The organism is Brevibacillus sp. HB1.3, from assembly GCF_013186635.1.
Classification (GTDB): domain Bacteria; phylum Bacillota; class Bacilli; order Brevibacillales; family Brevibacillaceae; genus Brevibacillus; species Brevibacillus brevis_D.
Genome location: NZ_JABMIT010000013.1, coordinates 1 through 18,559, shown reverse-complemented (window position 1 = coordinate 18,559; position 18,559 = coordinate 1). Strand labels below are relative to the sequence as shown.

General features: G+C 49.2%; 21 protein-coding genes. 16 read left to right on the top strand and 5 right to left on the bottom strand.

Annotation, left to right across the window (positions count from 1 at the left end; genetic code table 11):
• Positions 1–5: 5 nt before the first annotated feature.
• A complete protein-coding gene (cmpA, locus tag HPY31_RS24045) occupies positions 6–128 on the bottom strand; it encodes a cortex morphogenetic protein CmpA (protein ID WP_012684250.1) in 123 nt (40 codons plus the stop codon).
• Positions 129–204: 76 nt separating this feature from the next.
• Complete coding sequence (locus tag HPY31_RS24040; protein ID WP_087345512.1) at positions 205–543, bottom strand: hydrolase/acyltransferase; 339 nt, start codon at positions 541–543, stop codon at positions 205–207.
• 192 nt (positions 544–735) lie between these two features.
• On the opposite strand from HPY31_RS24040, the gene HPY31_RS24035 reads away from it, so the two are divergent.
• The 7 genes from HPY31_RS24035 (at position 736) to HPY31_RS24005 (ending at position 7,571) form a co-directional block, all read left to right on the top strand.
• Entirely contained in the window at positions 736–1,197 is a 462-nt protein-coding gene (locus tag HPY31_RS24035) for a SprT family protein (protein ID WP_012684253.1), read from the top strand.
• 96 nt (positions 1,198–1,293) lie between these two features.
• Positions 1,294–2,310, top strand: coding sequence for a thiamine-phosphate kinase (thiL, locus tag HPY31_RS24030; RefSeq protein ID WP_172142752.1), 1,017 nt, complete (start codon positions 1,294–1,296; stop codon positions 2,308–2,310).
• Positions 2,311–2,315: 5 nt separating this feature from the next.
• A complete protein-coding gene (gene tsaE / locus HPY31_RS24025; protein ID WP_172142751.1) occupies positions 2,316–2,786 on the top strand; it encodes a tRNA (adenosine(37)-N6)-threonylcarbamoyltransferase complex ATPase subunit type 1 TsaE in 471 nt (156 codons plus the stop codon).
• Positions 2,767–3,489 carry a tRNA (adenosine(37)-N6)-threonylcarbamoyltransferase complex dimerization subunit type 1 TsaB gene (tsaB, locus tag HPY31_RS24020; protein WP_172142863.1) on the top strand — a complete coding sequence of 241 codons (723 nt, stop codon included), beginning with the start codon at positions 2,767–2,769 and terminating at the stop codon, positions 3,487–3,489. The genes tsaE and tsaB overlap by 20 nt, the downstream gene beginning before the upstream one ends.
• 4 nt (positions 3,490–3,493) lie before the next feature.
• Positions 3,494–3,949, top strand: coding sequence for a ribosomal protein S18-alanine N-acetyltransferase (rimI, locus tag HPY31_RS24015; protein ID WP_012684257.1), 456 nt, complete (start codon positions 3,494–3,496; stop codon positions 3,947–3,949).
• The gene (gene tsaD / locus HPY31_RS24010; RefSeq protein ID WP_172142750.1) at positions 3,949–5,031 is read left to right on the top strand and encodes a tRNA (adenosine(37)-N6)-threonylcarbamoyltransferase complex transferase subunit TsaD; all 1,083 of its coding nucleotides are present in this window, start codon (positions 3,949–3,951) and stop codon (positions 5,029–5,031) included. Before rimI ends, tsaD begins: the two co-directional genes overlap by 1 nt.
• A 302-nt stretch (positions 5,032–5,333) precedes the next feature.
• Positions 5,334–7,571 carry a hypothetical protein gene (locus tag HPY31_RS24005; RefSeq protein ID WP_172142749.1) on the top strand — a complete coding sequence of 746 codons (2,238 nt, stop codon included), beginning with the start codon at positions 5,334–5,336 and terminating at the stop codon, positions 7,569–7,571.
• 8 nt (positions 7,572–7,579) lie between these two features.
• Here the strand turns inward: HPY31_RS24005 and HPY31_RS24000 are convergent, their stop codons facing one another.
• A complete protein-coding gene (locus tag HPY31_RS24000) occupies positions 7,580–9,514 on the bottom strand; it encodes an ABC-F family ATP-binding cassette domain-containing protein (RefSeq protein ID WP_172142748.1) in 1,935 nt (644 codons plus the stop codon).
• A 107-nt stretch (positions 9,515–9,621) separates the two neighbouring features.
• Between HPY31_RS24000 and HPY31_RS23995 the strand changes: the two genes are divergently transcribed.
• The 6 genes from HPY31_RS23995 to HPY31_RS23970 all read left to right on the top strand — a co-directional run bounded on the left by HPY31_RS23995 (position 9,622) and on the right by HPY31_RS23970 (position 13,618).
• Positions 9,622–10,200, top strand: coding sequence for a 5-formyltetrahydrofolate cyclo-ligase (locus tag HPY31_RS23995; RefSeq protein WP_172142747.1), 579 nt, complete (start codon positions 9,622–9,624; stop codon positions 10,198–10,200).
• Positions 10,201–10,331: 131 nt separating this feature from the next.
• Positions 10,332–10,847 carry a MogA/MoaB family molybdenum cofactor biosynthesis protein gene (locus HPY31_RS23990; RefSeq protein ID WP_012684262.1) on the top strand — a complete coding sequence of 172 codons (516 nt, stop codon included), beginning with the start codon at positions 10,332–10,334 and terminating at the stop codon, positions 10,845–10,847.
• Positions 10,841–11,842 (top strand): molybdopterin-binding protein, encoded by a 1,002-nt coding sequence (locus HPY31_RS23985; RefSeq protein WP_172142746.1) that lies wholly within the window; start codon positions 10,841–10,843, stop codon positions 11,840–11,842. The genes HPY31_RS23990 and HPY31_RS23985 overlap by 7 nt, the downstream gene beginning before the upstream one ends.
• 61 nt (positions 11,843–11,903) lie before the next feature.
• Complete coding sequence (gene tatA, locus HPY31_RS23980) at positions 11,904–12,296, top strand: twin-arginine translocase TatA/TatE family subunit (protein ID WP_016740770.1); 393 nt, start codon at positions 11,904–11,906, stop codon at positions 12,294–12,296.
• A gap of 21 nt (positions 12,297–12,317) precedes the next feature.
• Positions 12,318–13,094 carry a twin-arginine translocase subunit TatC gene (tatC, locus tag HPY31_RS23975; RefSeq protein ID WP_172142862.1) on the top strand — a complete coding sequence of 259 codons (777 nt, stop codon included), beginning with the start codon at positions 12,318–12,320 and terminating at the stop codon, positions 13,092–13,094.
• Positions 13,095–13,198: 104 nt separating this feature from the next.
• The gene (locus HPY31_RS23970; RefSeq protein WP_172142745.1) at positions 13,199–13,618 is read left to right on the top strand and encodes a hypothetical protein; all 420 of its coding nucleotides are present in this window, start codon (positions 13,199–13,201) and stop codon (positions 13,616–13,618) included.
• 68 nt (positions 13,619–13,686) lie between these two features.
• Here HPY31_RS23970 and HPY31_RS23965 read toward each other — a convergent pair whose 3' ends face one another.
• Positions 13,687–15,006 carry a CAP-associated domain-containing protein gene (locus HPY31_RS23965; RefSeq protein ID WP_172142744.1) on the bottom strand — a complete coding sequence of 440 codons (1,320 nt, stop codon included), beginning with the start codon at positions 15,004–15,006 and terminating at the stop codon, positions 13,687–13,689.
• A 265-nt stretch (positions 15,007–15,271) separates the two neighbouring features.
• Here HPY31_RS23965 and groES point away from each other — a divergent pair, with 265 nt between their 5' ends.
• The 3 genes from groES to HPY31_RS23950 all read left to right on the top strand — a co-directional run bounded on the left by groES (position 15,272) and on the right by HPY31_RS23950 (position 18,230).
• The gene (gene groES / locus HPY31_RS23960) at positions 15,272–15,556 is read left to right on the top strand and encodes a co-chaperone GroES (protein ID WP_012684268.1); all 285 of its coding nucleotides are present in this window, start codon (positions 15,272–15,274) and stop codon (positions 15,554–15,556) included.
• A 55-nt stretch (positions 15,557–15,611) separates the two neighbouring features.
• On the top strand, positions 15,612–17,243 hold the full coding sequence (groL, locus tag HPY31_RS23955; protein ID WP_012684269.1) for a chaperonin GroEL: 1,632 nt from the start codon (positions 15,612–15,614) through the stop codon (positions 17,241–17,243).
• A gap of 204 nt (positions 17,244–17,447) precedes the next feature.
• A complete protein-coding gene (locus HPY31_RS23950) occupies positions 17,448–18,230 on the top strand; it encodes an HAD family hydrolase (RefSeq protein WP_172142743.1) in 783 nt (260 codons plus the stop codon).
• A 73-nt stretch (positions 18,231–18,303) separates the two neighbouring features.
• On the opposite strand, the gene HPY31_RS28655 is transcribed toward HPY31_RS23950, so the two are convergent.
• Positions 18,304–18,559, bottom strand: a 256-nt coding sequence (locus HPY31_RS28655; protein ID WP_216675792.1) for a hypothetical protein, incomplete at its 5' end; no start/stop codon positions are given.

The window sequence follows — 18,559 nt, the reverse complement described above, 5'->3', positions numbered from 1 at the left end:
TCCTGTCAGTCAGGGCGGCCGCCATTTTTTTCTAAATATAAAAACCAGCAACTGTTGAGCACACGGATTTGGCGAACGTCCTTCCCATTAAAGGCACGTTGCAACTGCCTGCGCATCCATTGTGGCATGAAAGTACCTCCTGGAGAGATTCGTCTATAGGCAATGTATGCGCCAAGACGAGCAGGAGGTGCCTAGAATTTTCATTTACTCTTCTTCTTCGTGTAAATACTCCAATTGGGCTTGCAAGGCACGAATCTCTGTTAATAAAGAGATGAGCGGATACTCGGTCTCTTGTAAGGCAGCGAAGCGGCGCTCCAGACCACTGACGTATGCCAAACCATCCACGATTGAAAGCTCGCTTCCTAACCGTTCCACATCTGCACAGTCTGCCAGAACAGTAGGCAATTCTGGACGCTCTGTGATCGTCAATTTGTCAATTTCCTTGTAAAGTCGTTTCAATAGAGCGATTAATTGGTACATATGCGTTTCGGGCAACGAGACAAACTGTAATCCGTCACTGGACTGCAACAACAAATAGCGCATGAGCTCCTCCACCATTCTGTCTACCGTGTATTTGTGAAAAACGTCTAGACGTTTTTCATTAAACAGGATATGACCGCATGCGGTCGGTAAATAAACGGTCACAACCGTTTATTTGCACTCAGTGTAGCCTATCTGTCTGGAACTTTTCAACTGGAACTGCTATGGTGAAAAGAAGGAAGCGGAGGAGATGAGATGACCGATACGGAACTGCAAATGCTGGTAGAGCAAATATCCAGCGAATTTTTTGCCAAGCCCTTTCGCCATCAGGCCCGCTTTAACAGCAGATTGCGCACGACTGGCGGAAGGTACTTGCTGCGCTCGCATGACATTGAATTGAACCCGAAGCATTTGCAGGAGCATGGGGTAGAGGAATTGATTGCGATCATTAAGCATGAGCTTTGCCATTATCATTTGCACATAGAAAAGAGAGGGTACCGTCACGCTGATCGGGATTTTCAACTGCTTCTGCGTCACGTGGGGGGAAGCCGATACTGCCAACAGGTAGGAAGTGGCCGGACGACACTGCCTTATCGCTACGAGTTGGTTTGCAAGGAATGTGGCATGAGCTACAAACGCAAACGAAAGATGAATCCGAGCCGCTATCGTTGCGGGCGTTGCAAAGGAAAGCTGCTGTTGCGTGAGCTAACGATGTGAATAGCCAGAGGCGTTGGCTTTCTTGCGCGTCTTTTGACAGCAGGGGTATAATGAACAGACGAAAAATGTTTTCCGCGAAGAAAAGGAGCGTTTGAAGTGGCACACGACGAATTTTCCCTGATCCGGCAATGGACGAGTCGTTCTGCGGGGCAGGAAGGGAACGGTTTGACCGTCGGGATAGGGGATGATGCCGCTGTCTTCTCCCCAGCGCCAGAAATGGAAGTCGTGGCCTGCTGCGATGCGATGGTGGAGACGGTTCATTTTTTGAAGAAAACGATGAATCCTCGTGATATCGGATATAAGGCTGTTATCAGCAATGTGAGCGATGTAGCAGCGATGGGCGGGGTTGCCCGGTATGCGCTTGTCAGTATCGCGGTAAGTCCGCAATGGACGCCTGACGAATGCCAGCAAATCTATGAAGGTATTTACGAGGCTTGTCAGGCATATGGAGTTCGTGTCATTGGTGGCGATACCGTTTCTGCGCCTGATGCCTTACACCTGAGTATTACCGTACTGGGTGAGGTAGAAAAAGGGCGTGCCATTCGCCGTTCACAAGCAAAGCCTGGACAGCTTGTTTTTGTAACAGGTCATGTCGGAACTTCCGCAGCAGGACTACATCTTCTTCTGCAAGGCGAGACTGCTGAAAGAGGCGTCTCTGCATCTTGGGAGACATTGATGGATGCCCATCAGCGTCCCGTTGCCCAAATAGAGGCGGGCAGACTGCTGCTGGAATCAGGGGCATGCAGTGCGCTGAATGATGTAAGTGATGGACTTGCCTCAGAGCTGTGGGAGATTGCTGAGGCCAGTGGCGTATCGATTTTGGTCGATGCTGCAACGGTACCGATCCATGACGAAGTTCGGGAGTATGCACGGCATGTAGAGAAAGATCCGCTGGAATGGGCTTTTTATGGTGGTGAAGATTATCAATTGGTCGGAACACTTGCGAAAAGTCACTACGAAGCCGTAAGCAAGCAATTTGCCGCTAGTGGTGTACCGTTTACTGTCATCGGTGAGGTGGTAGAAAAAAGGCATGAACCAGAATTGATGCTTCAGCGCGATGATCAACAGCTCCCGTTGCCCAAAGCGGGATTCAACCATTTTAGGAGTGGATGAAAGAGATGAGCTATACATGGAGGCTCACGGGAGCGCAGGAGACGCAGCGCTTTGCCGAGCAACTGGCAAGTCTGCTTGAACCAGGTGACTTCCTCGCGATGGAGGGGGATCTGGGAGCGGGCAAGACGACTTTTACCCAGGGGTTGGCCAAAGGACTAGGAGTCCGACAAGTAGTGAACAGTCCGACCTTTACTATCATAAAAGAATATCAGGGGCGCTTGCCGCTTTATCATATGGATGTCTACCGGGTAGGCGATGATCCAGACTCTCTTGGTCTGGACGATTACTTTTTTGGCGAAGGTGTCTGTGTCGTAGAGTGGGCCTCTTTAATCGAGGACGTTCTGCCAACAGATCGGATGACCGTCTTCCTGCGTAGAGAAGGAGAGGAACAGCGTGTGATTGAGCTGATTCCTCAAGGGAATCGTTATGTGAAATTGTGTGAGGAGTTTGATTTTGATGCGCGTACTGGCGATTGATACATCGAATCTGGTGCTAAGTGTAGCTGTGGTAGAGGAAGAGCGAGTCTTGGCCGAAATGACGACGAACCAGCAAAAAAACCATTCCGTGCGTCTGATGGATTGCGTCAGTGAACTGCTCGATGCAACAGGAACAGCGCCAGAGGAACTCAGCGGCTTCGGGGTGGCAAACGGTCCGGGCTCCTACACGGGCGTGAGAATCGGCGTAGCCTCTGCGAAAAGCATGGCTTGGTCACTGAATGTGCCAGTCATCGGTGTATCCAGTCTGGAGGTAATCGCCATGAATGCCACAGGCTTCTCTGGATTGATTGTACCGCTGTTCGATGCGCGTAGAGGTCAAGTGTATACCGGCTGTTACCGTTCCCGTGGCATGGAGGAAGTGCAAGCGCAGTCCACAGAACAAATCATCCTGCTGCGAGAATGGCTGCCACTGTTGCGAGACCTAGCGCAAGGAGAGCCGATCTTGTTCTTGGGTGAAGATGTAAGGCTGCATCGGGAGACGATTGTGCAAGAGCTCGGGGATCAAGCGCAATTTGCTTCTCCAGCGTTCAATCACCCGCGTGCTGCCCATATCGGCTATGTGGCACTACGCAAGCTTCAAGAAGGCGGAAATGCGCATGACCTAGTTCCGGAGTATTTGCAACTGGCAGAAGCAGAAGCGAAGTGGCTTGCCCAAAAGCAGGCGGGGGCCGTAAAGGAGTAAAAGCATGAGTCAACCAATCGATTTGGAATATCGTTATATGACGATGCAGGACGTTGGGGCTGTGGCAGAGCTGGAGCGCTTGGCTTTTACAACTCCATGGCCGCATGATGCATTTGTCAACGAGCTGACGAGAAATCCAAATGCACGCTATGTAGTCGTCGCTCACCAAAATAGAATTATCGCCTACTGCGGCATGTGGATCGTGATCGATGAGGCACATATTACAAATATCGCCGTCCATCCACTCTATCGTGGAAAAAAGGTTGGATTGGCGCTGATGATCAAAATGATGGGTGTTGCCAAGCTGCAGGGTGCCCATAGTATGACGCTGGAAGTTCGACCTTCGAACACAGTCGCGCGGAACATGTATATCAAGCTTGGCTTTAAAGAGCATGGGCGACGCAAGAGATATTATTCGGATAACAATGAGGACGCAATCATTATGTGGGTGACATTGTAATGAACAAGACGTATACGTCGCGCTACGAGAAGCGCATACAGCAAAAATACGAAGCACATAGGGAATCAGGTGCCCCTACTTATATTTTAGGAATTGAAACCAGCTGCGACGAGACATCTGCTGCTGTCATCCGTGATGGCCGAGAGGTTCTCTCGAACGTCATCGCTTCCCAAGCTGATATCCACAAAAGGTTTGGCGGAGTCGTGCCCGAGGTGGCTTCTCGCAGACATGTAGAGAATATTACGCTTACCATCGAAGAGGCTCTGACCGAGGCTGGGAAAACGTTGGATGACATCCAGGCAATTGCGGTGACGTACGGACCTGGGCTTGTCGGAGCCCTGTTAGTTGGCGTGGCAGCAGCAAAAGCCATTTCCATGGCCAGAGGCATCCCGTTAATTGGAGTCCATCATATTGCGGGCCATATTTACGCGAATCGTCTGGTGCAAGAAATGGAGTTTCCGCTGATCGCACTCGTCGTATCGGGCGGGCATACGGAGCTTGTCTGGATGAAGGAGCATGGTCAGTTCGAGATTTTGGGGGAAACGCGTGACGACGCTGCAGGGGAAGCCTACGACAAAGTAGCACGAGCGCTGAATATGCCATATCCAGGCGGACCTCATATTGATCGCCTCGCACATGAAGGGGAGGCAAATGTACCGCTCCCTCGTTCATGGCTTGAGCCAGATTCCTACGATTTCAGCTTCAGTGGCTTGAAATCAGCTGTGCTCAATACCTTGCACAATGCAGCACAGCGAGGAGAGACGATCGAACCGGCGAATCTGGCGGCGAGCTTCCAAGACTCTGTAACAGAAGTGCTCGTAGAAAAGACAATCCGGGCAGCCCGTTCGCATGGAGCGAAGCAGGTATTGCTGGCTGGGGGCGTTGCGGCCAATCGCGGATTGCGTGAGCGGTTGCAGGCAAGGTGCGAGGCAGAAGGAATACCGTTGGTGATCCCACCGTTCTCGCTATGCACAGACAACGCTGCGATGATTGCAGCAGCAGGCTTTATCAAGTACGAAAGAGGACAGTTTGAGGGGCTTGATTTGAACGGAGTCCCAAGCCTGTCGCTTTCTGAGCAATAGAGTGAATGGATGAAAAGCATCTCTGAGGTTGAGTCGGAGATGCTTTTTTATTTGTTTAAACGAGCGAATGTAAGTGGGGGGAAGAAGCGCATTTCCAGTCTGCGCTTCGGCCTATGCCCACAAGAATTTGACTGTCCGCCGATTTATCCACATCATAGGATAACTTTCTGGATTGTTCACATGTACTCCTGTGAATACTGGTGATAACACGAGAAAATGACCGGGAAAACCGCATATACTCTGTGGATTGTTCTGTGGAAAATGTGGATAAAAAAGTCGAGTTATCAACAGGAGGGAGACTCGTGAGAAAGAAACTCGCGCTGATTTGCTTGTCATTCCTGATATTGTTTCTAGCTACAAATATAGGAAAACCATTGATAGCAAAGGAAAAACAGCAGGTCATCATGCTGTTTGTGGAGGGGATGTCGTTTCATGATCTGGAGCAGCTCAAAAAGTTATCTACTGTGGATAAATGGTTGGATGGTGCAGGAGCTGGGGCTCTGTCCATAAGAACACCCGGATCACGCACGGCCGCAAACGGCTACCTGCTCATGGGGAGCGGCGGTCAAGCGCTTTACTCTGAAAGGAGCGGGACAGGCTATCATCCGTTTGAGGCGCTCTCGTCCAGGGAAACAGCCGGTGAAAGGGCGCAAGAGCTAGGCGGTGATGAAGCGCAGGAGGTGGCGCGCTCCTCGATCATTTTTCCGGGTATTTTCCGGCTTTTGGCAGATAATCGGGAGAAACCATATTCTGCGCAAATCGGGCTTCTTGGGACCGTGCTTGCTGCAAACAACATTCAGGTCGCTTTATACGGAAACGGTGACTTTGAGGATATCCGACAGAGACATGCCGTTCTGTTTGCGATGGATCAGCAAGGAAGGGTTCCGACAGGGGACATTTCGGCAAAAAGCATGGAGCTCCTTCGTGGCTATCCGTACGGGATCAAGACAAACTACACGTACCTGCTTGAGAAAATCCACAGCGAACATCAAGCGGGCTTGATTATTGCACAGCTCTCCGATTTAAACCGGTTATACCAGTTGAGTGCGGATATGGACCAAGGCCAGTTTACCCGGCAGTATCAGCGCGCTTTACGTGACTTGTCTTTTTTCCTTGAGCAGCTCCTTGAGAAACGTAAACCACATCAACGCATTGTATTGGCATCACCAGCCGTTAATCATGTGGCGACAAAAGAAAAGACTCTCTTAACTCCCGTGTTCATTTGGGGAGAGAAAGCGAGCGGAGTTTTGACATCCGCTACCACGAGGCAGTCGGGATTAGTCAGTGGACTCGATATGGTGCCAACGATACTGTCTTGGCTGGACGTACCCGTACCAAAAGGGTTGGCTGGTCATGTCATTCGTATCGAAAAAGGGAATGGTCTCACTGCCCTTCAGAATCAGGTAGGCAAGATTCATCATACATATGCGACAAGGCCAGCAGTGCTCTATACCTACGTCATGCTGCAGATTGTCATTGTAGGGTGTGCGGTTGTCCTTTGGTGGTTTGGGCGGAAGAGAGAAGGGTCAGGACTTTTGCGACTTCGTAGAGGAATACGACTTGCGCTGCTGGCTTTATTATGGTTTCCCGCATTGCTTTTGGCGGAGAGCCTGCTCGACTGGCAGGTTTCTGGCGCGGTTGTCTTGGGAGGGCTCATCATGACTGCCTTGATCGCGGCTTTTTGGCAGGAAACCCACGCTCTCCCGCGAATCGTGATGACAGTTAGCGGATTGACGACAGCCATTCTGCTGCTGGACGGATGGACTGGCGCTCATTTAATGCGGCAATCGTATCTCGGGTATGATCCGGTAATCGGAGCGAGGTTTTACGGGCTAGGAAATGAATACGAAGGGGTCCTGATCGGCAGCACGATCATGCTCGTGGCTTCGCTATACGAGAGAATGACCGGAGGACAAAAGGAGCTAGGTCGGGAACAGAAATGGTTACCTGCTGTCGCCACAGCCATATACGGTGTTGTGCTTTATTACATGGTGGCACCGAGCCTGGGAACGGACGCAGGCGGTTTTCTTGCGGGGCTGATCGGATTTGCCGTGGCATTGTCACGGCTTGAGGGCTGGCGAATCGGCAAAAAAGGCCTCCTGCTGTTGGCAGGCGGCCTGGTAATAGGTGTATGCGGTTTGATGGCGATCAGTCTCATGTCAGATCAACCCTTGACTCATGTCGGACGTCTTTCCCAGCAGATTGTACATGGGGAATGGTCCGAAGTAGGGCAGATGATTGAACGAAAGCTGGCGATGAATCTCCGCTTGATTCGTGTTTCCATTTGGAGCAAAGCATTTGTCGTCTCCCTGATTGCTCTAGGTGTTCTCACCTTGAAAAACGACCGCTTTTTGCACCATCTGGCGAAGGACACGCCATACTTGGTTAAAGGCTTTGCGGGTGTCATTGTGGGTGCACTGGCTGGGCTGTTTCTCAATGACTCGGGCATCGTCACAGCAGCTACCTGCATTACCTTTCTCGTGGTTCCTGCTCTCTATGCCGCCTTGGAGGAGCCTGCACAGCAGCGCTGTTCTACATGAAGACGGGACTACTCTTCTGATAGCGCGCTCCACTCGTCATACAACTGCTCCAATTCTTGTTTGGCAGCATAGATTTGATCGTTGCGTTCTTTTGCCTGTACATGATCACTATAAATTTCCGGGAGACAGAGCTCTTCTTCCCATTTGACAATGTCAGCCTCTCGTTTCTGGATCGAGACTTCAATCTCTTCCAATCGGCGCTGACGTTGACGCTCGCGACGTTTCGCTTCCTTATCTAGCTCATAAGAGGATTTCTCAGGCTGTGCCGCTGCGGTACCGCCTTGTTTTTTTGCGGGCAGCGCTGCTTGTTCGGCTGCGAGCTCTTCCAGCTCCTGCTTTTTCTCCACGAAGTAATCGTAGTTACCTAAATAGCTGGTCACGCCATCACCTGTCAGCTCTAGGACGCGGGTGGCAATCTTGTTTAAAAAGTAACGGTCATGGGAGACGAACAGGATCGTACCCGGATAATCGTAGAGAGCATTCTCGAGCACTTCCTTGCTGAAAATATCTAAGTGGTTCGTCGGCTCGTCGAAAATCAGGAAGTTTGCTTGCTTCAGCATGAGCTTTGCCAGAGAGACGCGTGCACGCTCTCCACCAGACAGGTCGCTGATCTTCTTTTGTACATCATCACCGCTAAACAAGAAGTTGCCGAGCAGGGTGCGGACTTCCTTTTCCAGCATGTTCGGGTACTCATCCCAAATTTCGCCGAGCACCGTATTCCGTTCGTTTAGGTTACGATGCTCCTGGTCGTAGTACCCGATCGTTACATTGCTCCCGAAATGAATATCGCCGCGCAGTATAGGCAACTGTTCCACGATCGTTTTTAACAGTGTCGATTTCCCGATACCATTGGGACCGACCAAGGCCACACGCTCTTCGCGCTCGATTTCAAACGTAAGACCCTGAGAAAGGACAGCGTCCGGGTAGCCAATCGCGACGTTGTTTGCTTTCATCACAATAGTGCCGCTCATTTTCGCTACATCAAAAGAGAAGTGGACGGATTTGTTGTTCATGATTGGCTTGTCCAAGCGGTCCATCTTTTCTAATGTCTTCCGTCGGCTTTGCGCTCGTTTGGTCGTCGTAGCTCGAGCAATGTTTCGCGCGATGAAATCCTCCAGCTTGGCGATCTCTTCCTGCTGCTTTTCGAATCGCTTCAAATCCTGTTCGAGACGAGCCGCCTTTTCATCGAGGAAGCGGCTGTAGTTACCGACATAGCGGGTAGCGCGTGTCCGTTCGATTTCATATACCACGGTCACGAGCTTGTCCAGGAAGTAACGGTCATGGGAAACTACGAGAATGGCACCCTGGTAGTTTTGCAAATACGTCTCCAGCCAAGTCAATGTCTCGATGTCCAGGTAGTTCGTCGGCTCATCGAGCAACAGAATGGTAGGGGATTGGAGCAGCAGCTTGGCTAGTGCCAGACGAGTCTTTTGTCCGCCGCTCAATGTGCGGATCGGCGTCGAGTAATCGAAGTCCGCAAAGCGCAGACCGTGCAAAACTCCACGAATCGCCCCCTCGTAGCTGTATCCGCCTTTTTCCTTAAAGGCCTCGGAGCGGTGGGAGTAATTTTCCAACAGTTGCTGGTAACGCTTCTCATCAGCGAGAATAGCGGGATCGCCCATTTTGGCTTCGAGCTCACGAAGCTCCAGCTCTTCTTTTTGTAGATGGGAAAAAACGCTCAACAACTCATCCCAAATCGATCGTTCTGATTCAAGGCCGCTGTTTTGTGCCAAATACCCAAGTGTAACATCCTTTGGAATGCGGATAATGCCTTTGTCGTAGCTTAGCTCGCCGGCGAGGATCTTCATTAGAGTCGATTTGCCTGCACCGTTTACGCCAACCAGACCAACCCTTTCCCCGGTTTGAATTTGCAGGGAGATGTCTTGTAGAATGGTTTCGATACCATATGTTTTTTCTATATGTTCAGCCTGTAGCAAAATCATCGGATTCACCTCTTTATATACTAATGCCAGTGTAGCCTAGAGAGAGCGCATGGGACAAGCCTCGTGGGAATGTCCCATGCACGATACGAAAGAGGGAAGAGGTTGTCATGGACCAAAAAACGAATAAAAAACAGCTGCGAAGCCATATTTTGGAGAGGCGCAAGTCCATGTCTGCAAAGGAACGGGAGCAGCTTTCCAGAGAGGTATGCGAGCATTTGCTGTCTCATGAAAGGCTGGCTGATGCCAAAGCAATCATGGCTTTCCATCCTTTTGGGGATGAGCTGGATATTCTGCCCTTTCTACATGAGGCAAAAAAGCGAGGCCAAGACATATGGCTGCCGCTCACAAACGTTGCCGAAAGACGTCTCATTCCCTATCGGTATACAGGAACGGACATGCTAAAGCAGGGAGTCTACGGGATTTGGGAGCCAGATCCTGCCCTGGCAGAGGAAGCGGACGTATCACACCTCGATGCGATCATTGTTCCCGGCGTTGCTTTTGACAGCAAGGGCGGACGTATGGGATATGGTGGTGGTTATTATGATCGCTTTCTGGCAACGCTGAAAAAGCTCCCGTTCTTGGTTGGAGTCGGCTTCTCTATTCAGGTTGTGGAGCATGTACCCCTAGAGTCCCATGATGTTTTGCTAGATGCAGTTGTCACCGAAAAAGGTCTTCTGCATTTTTGAATGTTTTGTGTCAGTAGCTTTTACATGCCTTCTTCTGTCGCGAATGGTGCTATCCGCCAAGGAAAAACGACGAGACGTTTTTTACAGAAAAGTGTACAATACTATCGAATGAGAAACCGGAGGAATGTATCGTGAGCAAATGGAAGGTAGGCGTTATTTCTGCAAGTGATTCGATTGCCAGAGGAGATCGTGTGGACGATCGTATGCCAATCGTTCGTCATCTGACAAGGGAATGGCTTCAAGTAGATGTCGCTGTATACCGTGCCGTTAGTGATGATATGGAAGATTTGCAAGAACATATGATTGAGCTCGTAGACCGCGAAAAATGCGATCTGTTGATAGTTACTGGAGGAACAGGGCTTAGCCCGCGTGACGTTACGCCAGAAGTGACAGCGTGGGTCATTGACAGACCAGTCCCAGGCTTGGCTGAAGAAATGCGCCGTGCTGGTTTGAAGCAATCCCGACGGGCGATGCTGACCCGTGCAGTTGCGGGAACGAGGGGGAATTCGTTGATTATCAATCTCCCTGGCAATCCGAAAGGCGTAGAAATCTGTTTCAATGCGATTGGCGATATGCTGTCCGACGCTTTGCACATTTTGCAAGGGACGGGAGAAGCAAACGAAGATTGGGGAGGATTGCATTGGTAGAAAAACCTCAGATGCGGGAAGTGCCAGTGCGTGAAGCGATCGGCATGATGCTTCCTCACGATATGACGCAAATTTTGCCTGGAGAATTCAAAGGACGCTTGTTCAAAAAAGGACATGTTGTCACCGAGGCTGATATTGAGCCACTGTTGTCCATTGGCAAAGAGCATATTTACGTGCTGGAGATGCCAGAAGGCTACATCCATGAGGAAGAAGCGGGCATTCGTATCGCGAAGGCTGTTTCCGGACCAGGCTTGACCTTGACGCCTCCTTATGAGGGTAAAGTATCGATGAAGGCCTCAAGAACAGGTTTAGCCAAAATCAACGAGGAAGCTGTTCATGCGTTGAACCAGCTCGAAGGAATTGCATTCTCCACGATTTACGGCGATCAGGTCGTGCATCCGGGACATACATTGGCGGCTACGAGAATCATCCCGTTAATTATGGAAGAGTCTCGAATCATCGAGCTGGAGCAACTGGCCAAACAGTTTGACGAACCGATTGTACAAGTAAAAACGTTTCAGGATAAAAGAGTGGGACTTGTTACGACAGGGGGAGAAGTTTTCTCTGGCAGGATCGCAGACAAGTTCGGTCCTGTGATTCGAAACAAGGTGGAAGCTCTTGGCTCTACTGTCGTAGACCAGCGTTTTGCGCCAGATGACAAGGAAGCGATCGAACAGCAGATTCATTCGTTCCTCGATGAAGGGGTCGATCTGATCCTGGTCACGGGGGGCATGTCTGTCGATCCAGATGACCGCACGCCGGGAGCGATTGCAGGAGTAGGAGCAGAAGTAGTGCGCTACGGTACGCCGATGCTGCCGGGCTCCATGCTGATGGTTGCTTACAAAGGTGAAGTACCGATTCTCGGATTGCCGGGAGCGGTCATGCATGAAACGTTTACTTCCTTTGATGTATTTTTGCCGCGCATTTTAGCTGGGGAGCGAATTGTAGCTTCCGATATGACAAGACTCGGATATGGTGGTTTACGAAAGTGTTAGCTGGTTAGACTGGCAAATAACGAAAAGCAAACGACTTCAAAAGAAAAAGGAGTGAACACGTATGAGCTCAATCGGGATTCCTGGATTAATCTTAATTTTAGTTTTAGCCTTGGTGCTTTTTGGTCCGAAAAAGCTTCCAGAATTGGGGCGTGCGGTAGGTCATACTTTGAAAGAATTCAAAAATGCTACCCGCAGTCTGACGAGCGACGATGAAGACGACGATGAGGAGAAAAAGCGCAAGGAGCTAGCTTCCAAAGAAGTGTCTCTTGCCAAAACAACGCCGGTTGTCGCTGACAAGGAAGCAGCGGAGCGGGAGAGAATTGAACGCGAAGTTCGTGAAAAAATGGAACGCGAGGTTCGTGAAAAAATAGAACGTGAACGTTTGGAAAAAGAAATCCGTGAAAAGCTGGAGCAAGAGCGCCTGCAAATGGAAAAAGAGCAGAAGAACGCGTAACAGGTAAGGTTGGTGGTTACCATGAAGGATCAGGAAATGACATTGGTAGAACACCTGACGGAACTTCGCAAGCGCATCATATGGGTGCTGGCCGTGTTTATTGTCGCATTGATCGTCGGTTTTTTCCTCGCCGGTCCACTTGTGGATTATTTAAAGCAAGAGCCGATTGCGGATGGCGTGCCCATTGTCTCGTTGCATCCGTCAGACGCACTTCGTGTTTACATGCAGGTTGCCTTCATAGTGGGCGCTGTCATCACACTGCCTGTAGCACTTTATCACGTTTGGCGTTTTGTTTCGCCAGGGCTGGAAGAACAGGAAAAGCGCGGGACACTTTACTTCATCCCGGCGGCTTGTTTTTTGTTTATCATTGGTGTCTTGTTTGGCTACTACGTCGTTTTTCCGATGGTCATGCAGTTTATGACCGGGATTACAGAATCGATGGGCGCAGACCCGAACTACGGAATCGCGCAATACTTTGGCTTCATGTTTAATATGGTCATTCCGTTCGGGATACTGTTCCAGCTGCCGATTATCGTCATGTTCCTGACGAGACTGCGAATCCTCAATCCAATGAGGCTGGCAAAGGCACGACGCTACGCTTACTTTGCATTGGCTGTCGTTGGGATTACCTTGACGCCTCCAGAGATTGTCAGTGATATTCTCGTGACCATCCCTTTGCTGCTTTTGTACGAGCTGAGCATTTGGCTATCTAGGATTGTTTATCGCAAGCAATTAAAAGAACAAGAAGCGTGGGAACAAGAATACGGCAGTTTGGAAACAAACGAACCCGTTCAATAACGAGCATGAGAAAAGTCTTCTGTCCTGAGTGGCAGAGGGCTTTTTTGGTATTCCAGCAGAAATTGGGAAATACTACGGACGTTATGATCCGGGAGGTGCTGAATATGTGGCTAATCGTATGTTTGGCTTTGCTCTTTTCTGGGAGTACTGCAAATGCCGCTGGGCTGGGGGAGCCTATTGAACTTTTTGATACGGACAAGCAGCGCGTTGTGGCTAGCTTTGAAAATACAACTGGATTTCAGGAGGAAGCCAAGCAGATTTTGCAAAGTGTGAGCGGGCGGGTCTTGGAGTTTAATCCATCCTTGGATTCCGCCATGATCGTAAAAATTCCACTAGTCCCTCCAAAGCAGGTAAAGCTAAAATCAGCTAATCTCGATGCGATGATTGCAGAGATGTTTGTCATCATGCCCAAAAAAGGGGAGCGTCGTCCGTGGTTGATTCTGCATACGAAGGAATATGAAACGGTCGTTGTGGAGTTTATCGAAAAAGTTGACGACTTGAGGAAACAGGTGAAATTGCCGTGAAGTGGCGCTTGTTATTGCAAGAACAAGCCCGGTCGTCCATAAAAAGCGACGAGACCGGGCTTTTCGATTTATTTCTTGGGAGTGAGGAAGGTTTGGGTGAAGTAGTCTGTATATACGCCCACACCTAATTCGGTGAAGTCTTTTTCGAGTACGTTTTTGCGATGGCCTGGACTGTTCATCCAGCCCTCATGGACTTCGATGGCATCCGTATAGCCTGCTGCAATATTCTCTCCGGCCATGCGATAAGCGAGAGAGGCACTTTTCATGCGGTCAAATGGATTACTCCCAGTCGTCGCAGAGATGTGATCGAAGAAATTGTTACTCTCCATGTCCATGCTGTGTTTGCGTGCCACATCGGCAGCCTTTTCATTCCATTGAAGGGGCGGAAGCTTGTATCGGTAGCGGGAGACGTTGACCAGATCGAGGATTTGGCGCTCAGATGCAGCATTGACCTGTTCTCGTTCGCCAACTCGAAGCGGCGGGGGATCAAAATTAGGTGCCTGACCTTGATAGGTCCACTTCGTTTCGTAAAAACTGCCGCGCAACAGCATTTGCGTATCCATCATACGCACAGCGGTGACCTTGTTGCCATTTTGCTTGTCCAAGTAATAAATGTAGGGGGTGCCATCTTTCATGACGAGAGGGCGTTGCTGTTTTTGATTGGTTATTTGGATTTGTGCCCCCTGAAAAGAGAAAGAAACAATGTTTTGTACAGCCAATTGACGCTCAAGTGATTGCTGGCTGGTGCCGACTCCGATGTTTCCGAGCTTTGCTGTAGGAGCGAGCGAGTACACATCGACGACTTTGTCATTTGCGATGCCGACTTGAATGTATCGGGCAGGCTCGTGATTGTACACCCACCATTGATAGCCGAGACTGCTTGACTCTTTGCGGGCAGGCTCACCTAACCGTTTGTGTACTTCCTCAGTAGACATGCCGAGAGCGATGTCAAAAATCGTGTTAGGCTTCTCCTCTCGAACGAGTGGTGCAGGTGGTTTGACGGTTGCGGGCTTTTGGGGAATCGTCAGAGAGGCAGGGACTGCATCGGGTGTATTCTGTTTTTCAGGCTGTCCAACGGAGAATACGGGAGGTTGACCAACCCAAGCGCTTTGGGAAGCTTCATCCCACCCGATAGGCTTATTCAAGTGGCGACTGATCATGGACAGAGGTACATATAGCGCTCCTTTGTATTCGAGGGAAGCTGGTATTTCCTTGCCTTCCTCGATGTAGTACCCGGGCTTTTCGTTTGCGACGATTTCTCGGCCATCCCAATAGATAGAGGCTGGGTTAAGGTTGACCCGTATAAAGGAAGTAGTATCCGAAGTGAAGAGACGGCTGATTCCGAAGACTCCCAGGGCAATTAAGCCAATCCAGAGCCATTTTTGCATGGAACAATTCCCTCCTTGGTGAGCTTGCCTGATTCTATGTTTCATTTATATGAGCGTGTCCGAATACTAGAACCTTCTTGCTAGAGAATGCATTTTAATAGGCGGAAGAGTAGTCAAGCAGTTGCAAATGGAAAAAAGTGAGGGAAACTACTTGCAAAGTACATAGTGATTCATTATTATAGGAATTGGGTGTTAGCACTCATAACAGTCGAGTGCTAACAACAGAAATATTGTTTACCTACATTTTTTGAGGAGGGTGTTTTTAGTGCTTAAGCCATTGGGTGACCGTGTGGTAATCGAAGCTATCTCCAAAGACGAAACGACTGCAAGCGGTATCGTTTTGCCTGATTCTGCAAAGGAAAAACCGCAAGAAGGCCGCGTAATCGCAGTAGGTTCTGGCCGTGTTGCTGACAACGGTGAGCGCATCGCTTTGGAAGTAAAAGAAGGCGATAAAGTAATCTTCTCCAAATACGCTGGTACTGAAGTAAAGGTAGACAACAACGAATACCTCGTGCTGCGCGAATCCGATATCCTCGCGATCATCGGTTAAGGCTCTTAACATAGGAAGTCGAACGAATAAACACATAACAGGAGGTTGAGTTTAGATGGCTAAACAAGTCAAATTCTCTGAAGACGCTCGCCGCTCCATGCTGCGCGGTGTTGAAACTTTGGCAAATGCGGTTAAAGTAACCCTCGGTCCAAAAGGCCGTAACGTGGTTCTTGAGAAAAAATTCGGTTCTCCGTTGATCACCAACGACGGTGTAACCATCGCGAAAGAAATCGAGTTGGAAGACGCTTACGAAAACATGGGTGCGCAACTGGTTAAAGAAGTTGCTACTAAAACCAACGACATCGCTGGTGACGGTACAACAACTGCAACTGTACTTGCTGCAGCTATGATCCGTGAAGGTCTGAAAAACGTAACTGCTGGCGCTAACCCAATGGTTATCCGTCGCGGTATGGAAAAAGCTGTTCGTGCAGCTGTAGAAGAAATCAAATCCATCGCGAAGCCGGTTGAGAACAAATCCTCGATCGCGCAAGTAGCTGCTATTTCCGCTGACGATCCAGAAGTAGGTAACCTGATCGCTGAAGCAATGGAAAAAGTGGGCAAAGATGGCGTAATCACTGTTGAAGAATCCAAAGGATTCGTAACAGAGCTGGAAGTAGTAGAAGGTATGCAATTTGACCGTGGCTACGCTTCCCCTTACATGATCACTGATACTGACAAGATGGAAGCGGTTCTGAACAACCCTTACATCCTGATCACTGACAAAAAAATCTCCAACATCCAGGAAGTTCTGCCTGTACTCGAGCAAGTTGTACAAAGCGGCAAACCACTCCTGATCATCGCTGAAGATGTTGAAGGCGAAGCGCTCGCTACTCTCGTAGTGAACAAACTGCGTGGTACCTTCACAGCTGTAGCGGTTAAAGCTCCTGGCTTTGGCGACCGCCGCAAAGCTATGCTGCAAGACATCGCTGCTCTGACTGGCGGTGAAGTAATCACAGAAGAGCTGGGTCTGGACCTGAAATCCACTAAGCTGGAGCAACTGGGCCGCGCTGGCAAAATCGTGGTTACAAAAGAAAACACAACTGTTGTTGAAGGTGCTGGCGACAAGGCTTCCATCGAGAGCCGCGTAACCCAAATCCGTCAACAAATCGAAGATACTACTTCCGATTTCGATCGCGAAAAACTGCAAGAGCGTCTGGCTAAATTGGCTGGCGGTGTAGCAGTAATCAAAGTCGGTGCAGCTACTGAAACCGAACTGAAAGAGAAAAAACTCCGCATCGAGGACGCTCTGAACTCTACTCGCGCAGCAGTAGAAGAAGGTATCGTACCTGGTGGTGGTACTACTTTGATCAACGCAATCAAAGCGGTTGAAGCGATCAATGTAGGTGGCGAAGAGGCTGTAGGTGTACAAATCGTACTCCGTTCCCTGGAAGAGCCAGTTCGTCAAATCGCTGCGAACGCAGGACTCGAAGGTTCTGTAATCGTAGAGCGTCTGAAAAAAGAAGCAGTGGGCATCGGCTTCAACGCTGCAACTGAAGAGTATGTAAACATGCTCGAAGCTGGTATCGTTGACGCAGCGAAAGTTACTCGCTCTGCTCTGTCCAACGCTGCATCTGTAGCGGCTATGTTCCTGACTACAGAAGCAGTAATTGCTGACAAACCAGAAGAAAACAAAGCTCCTATGGGCATGCCAGATATGGGTGGCATGGGCGGTATGGGCATGATGTAAGAAAGCGGCTCGCCGTTTTCTTCAAAGAGAGGCAGACAAATCGTCTGTCTCTTTTTATTTACCTGCTGATCTTTTAAAGGAGCAAAAAATTTATCACCATTCCGTTAGGCGCGCTTACACTATTTGGGGAGTGCGACACGGAATGTTTGACTATTTCAATGCTTCCAAGCAATTTATCGGAGGACTGACGTCGGGGGTGATAAAATGAGCAAGCGCTGGATTAGCTTTGATCTGGATGGAACCTTGATGCAAAACCCGTTTGGAGCGTGGGTATTTCCGGAGATAGCGCGTGTGATCTCCAGTCAATTTGGGAGAGAGCATGACATTGTTTCTGAAATGGTAGCCGAGCATGAGCAGCGTATGTCCCAAAAACGCTATGTAGACGCGTATGATTGGGATGATATCCTCGCTAGTAGATGCGATGCATGGAGTATAGAAAAAATGATTGATATTGAATCGCTAGTTCGGAAACACTCTGTAATGCCCAAGGTTAAGTTGCTCGAGGATGGAATACTCCAGATGCTCGAGGAGATAAAGAAGCGGGGCTTTTCTTTAGCGGTGGTCACTAATGGTTTTTACAAGTTCCAGGCACCGGTAATGGAAGCATTAGGCTTGCTGAAATACTTTGATGAGATCATTACGCCAGAACGAGCTGGTACTGGCAAACCTGACCCAGCTATTTTACAAAAACTGCAGGGAGAAGTGATTGCTCATGTAGGAGATCGTTTGGATCATGACGTTCAACTTGCTAACCGCAGTCGTGTAACCTCTATTTTAATTGAGAGAAATTTGCCAGAGGAATTGCTGAAGCTCCAACCGCAGATGCGTGCAAATGATCACGGAATGCACTTGTTTTGCTTGGAGAAGTGGAGGAGGGAGTGCAAGAATCCATTATTATTAGAGCTTCCGGAGCTTTACATGCCGCGAATTATTATTTGTTCTATGGGAGAATTGTTGTCTGCTCTGGATGAACAGGGGATAGAATAAAATTCTAAGTAATAATGCTTGCGTTTTTGCTCCTGGCTTGGTAAGATAACTCTTGTCGCTTTTGAAGGGAATTTTAGAGAGAATGAAAAAAACTTCGAACTTCTAAAAATAACCCTTGATTTTCAAAAGAAGATCTGATATAGTTTAAAAGGTCGGCGCCACAAGCGCTAACGACGAAAGAAAAGAAACGATATGTTCTTTGAAAACTGAACAGCGAAAGCGTTAATGAGTCTATCATTAAATGATTTGCCAGCTTTGAACCAGCAACAAACTTTATTGGAGAGTTTGATCCTGGCTCAGGACGAACGCTGGCGGCGTGCCTAATACAT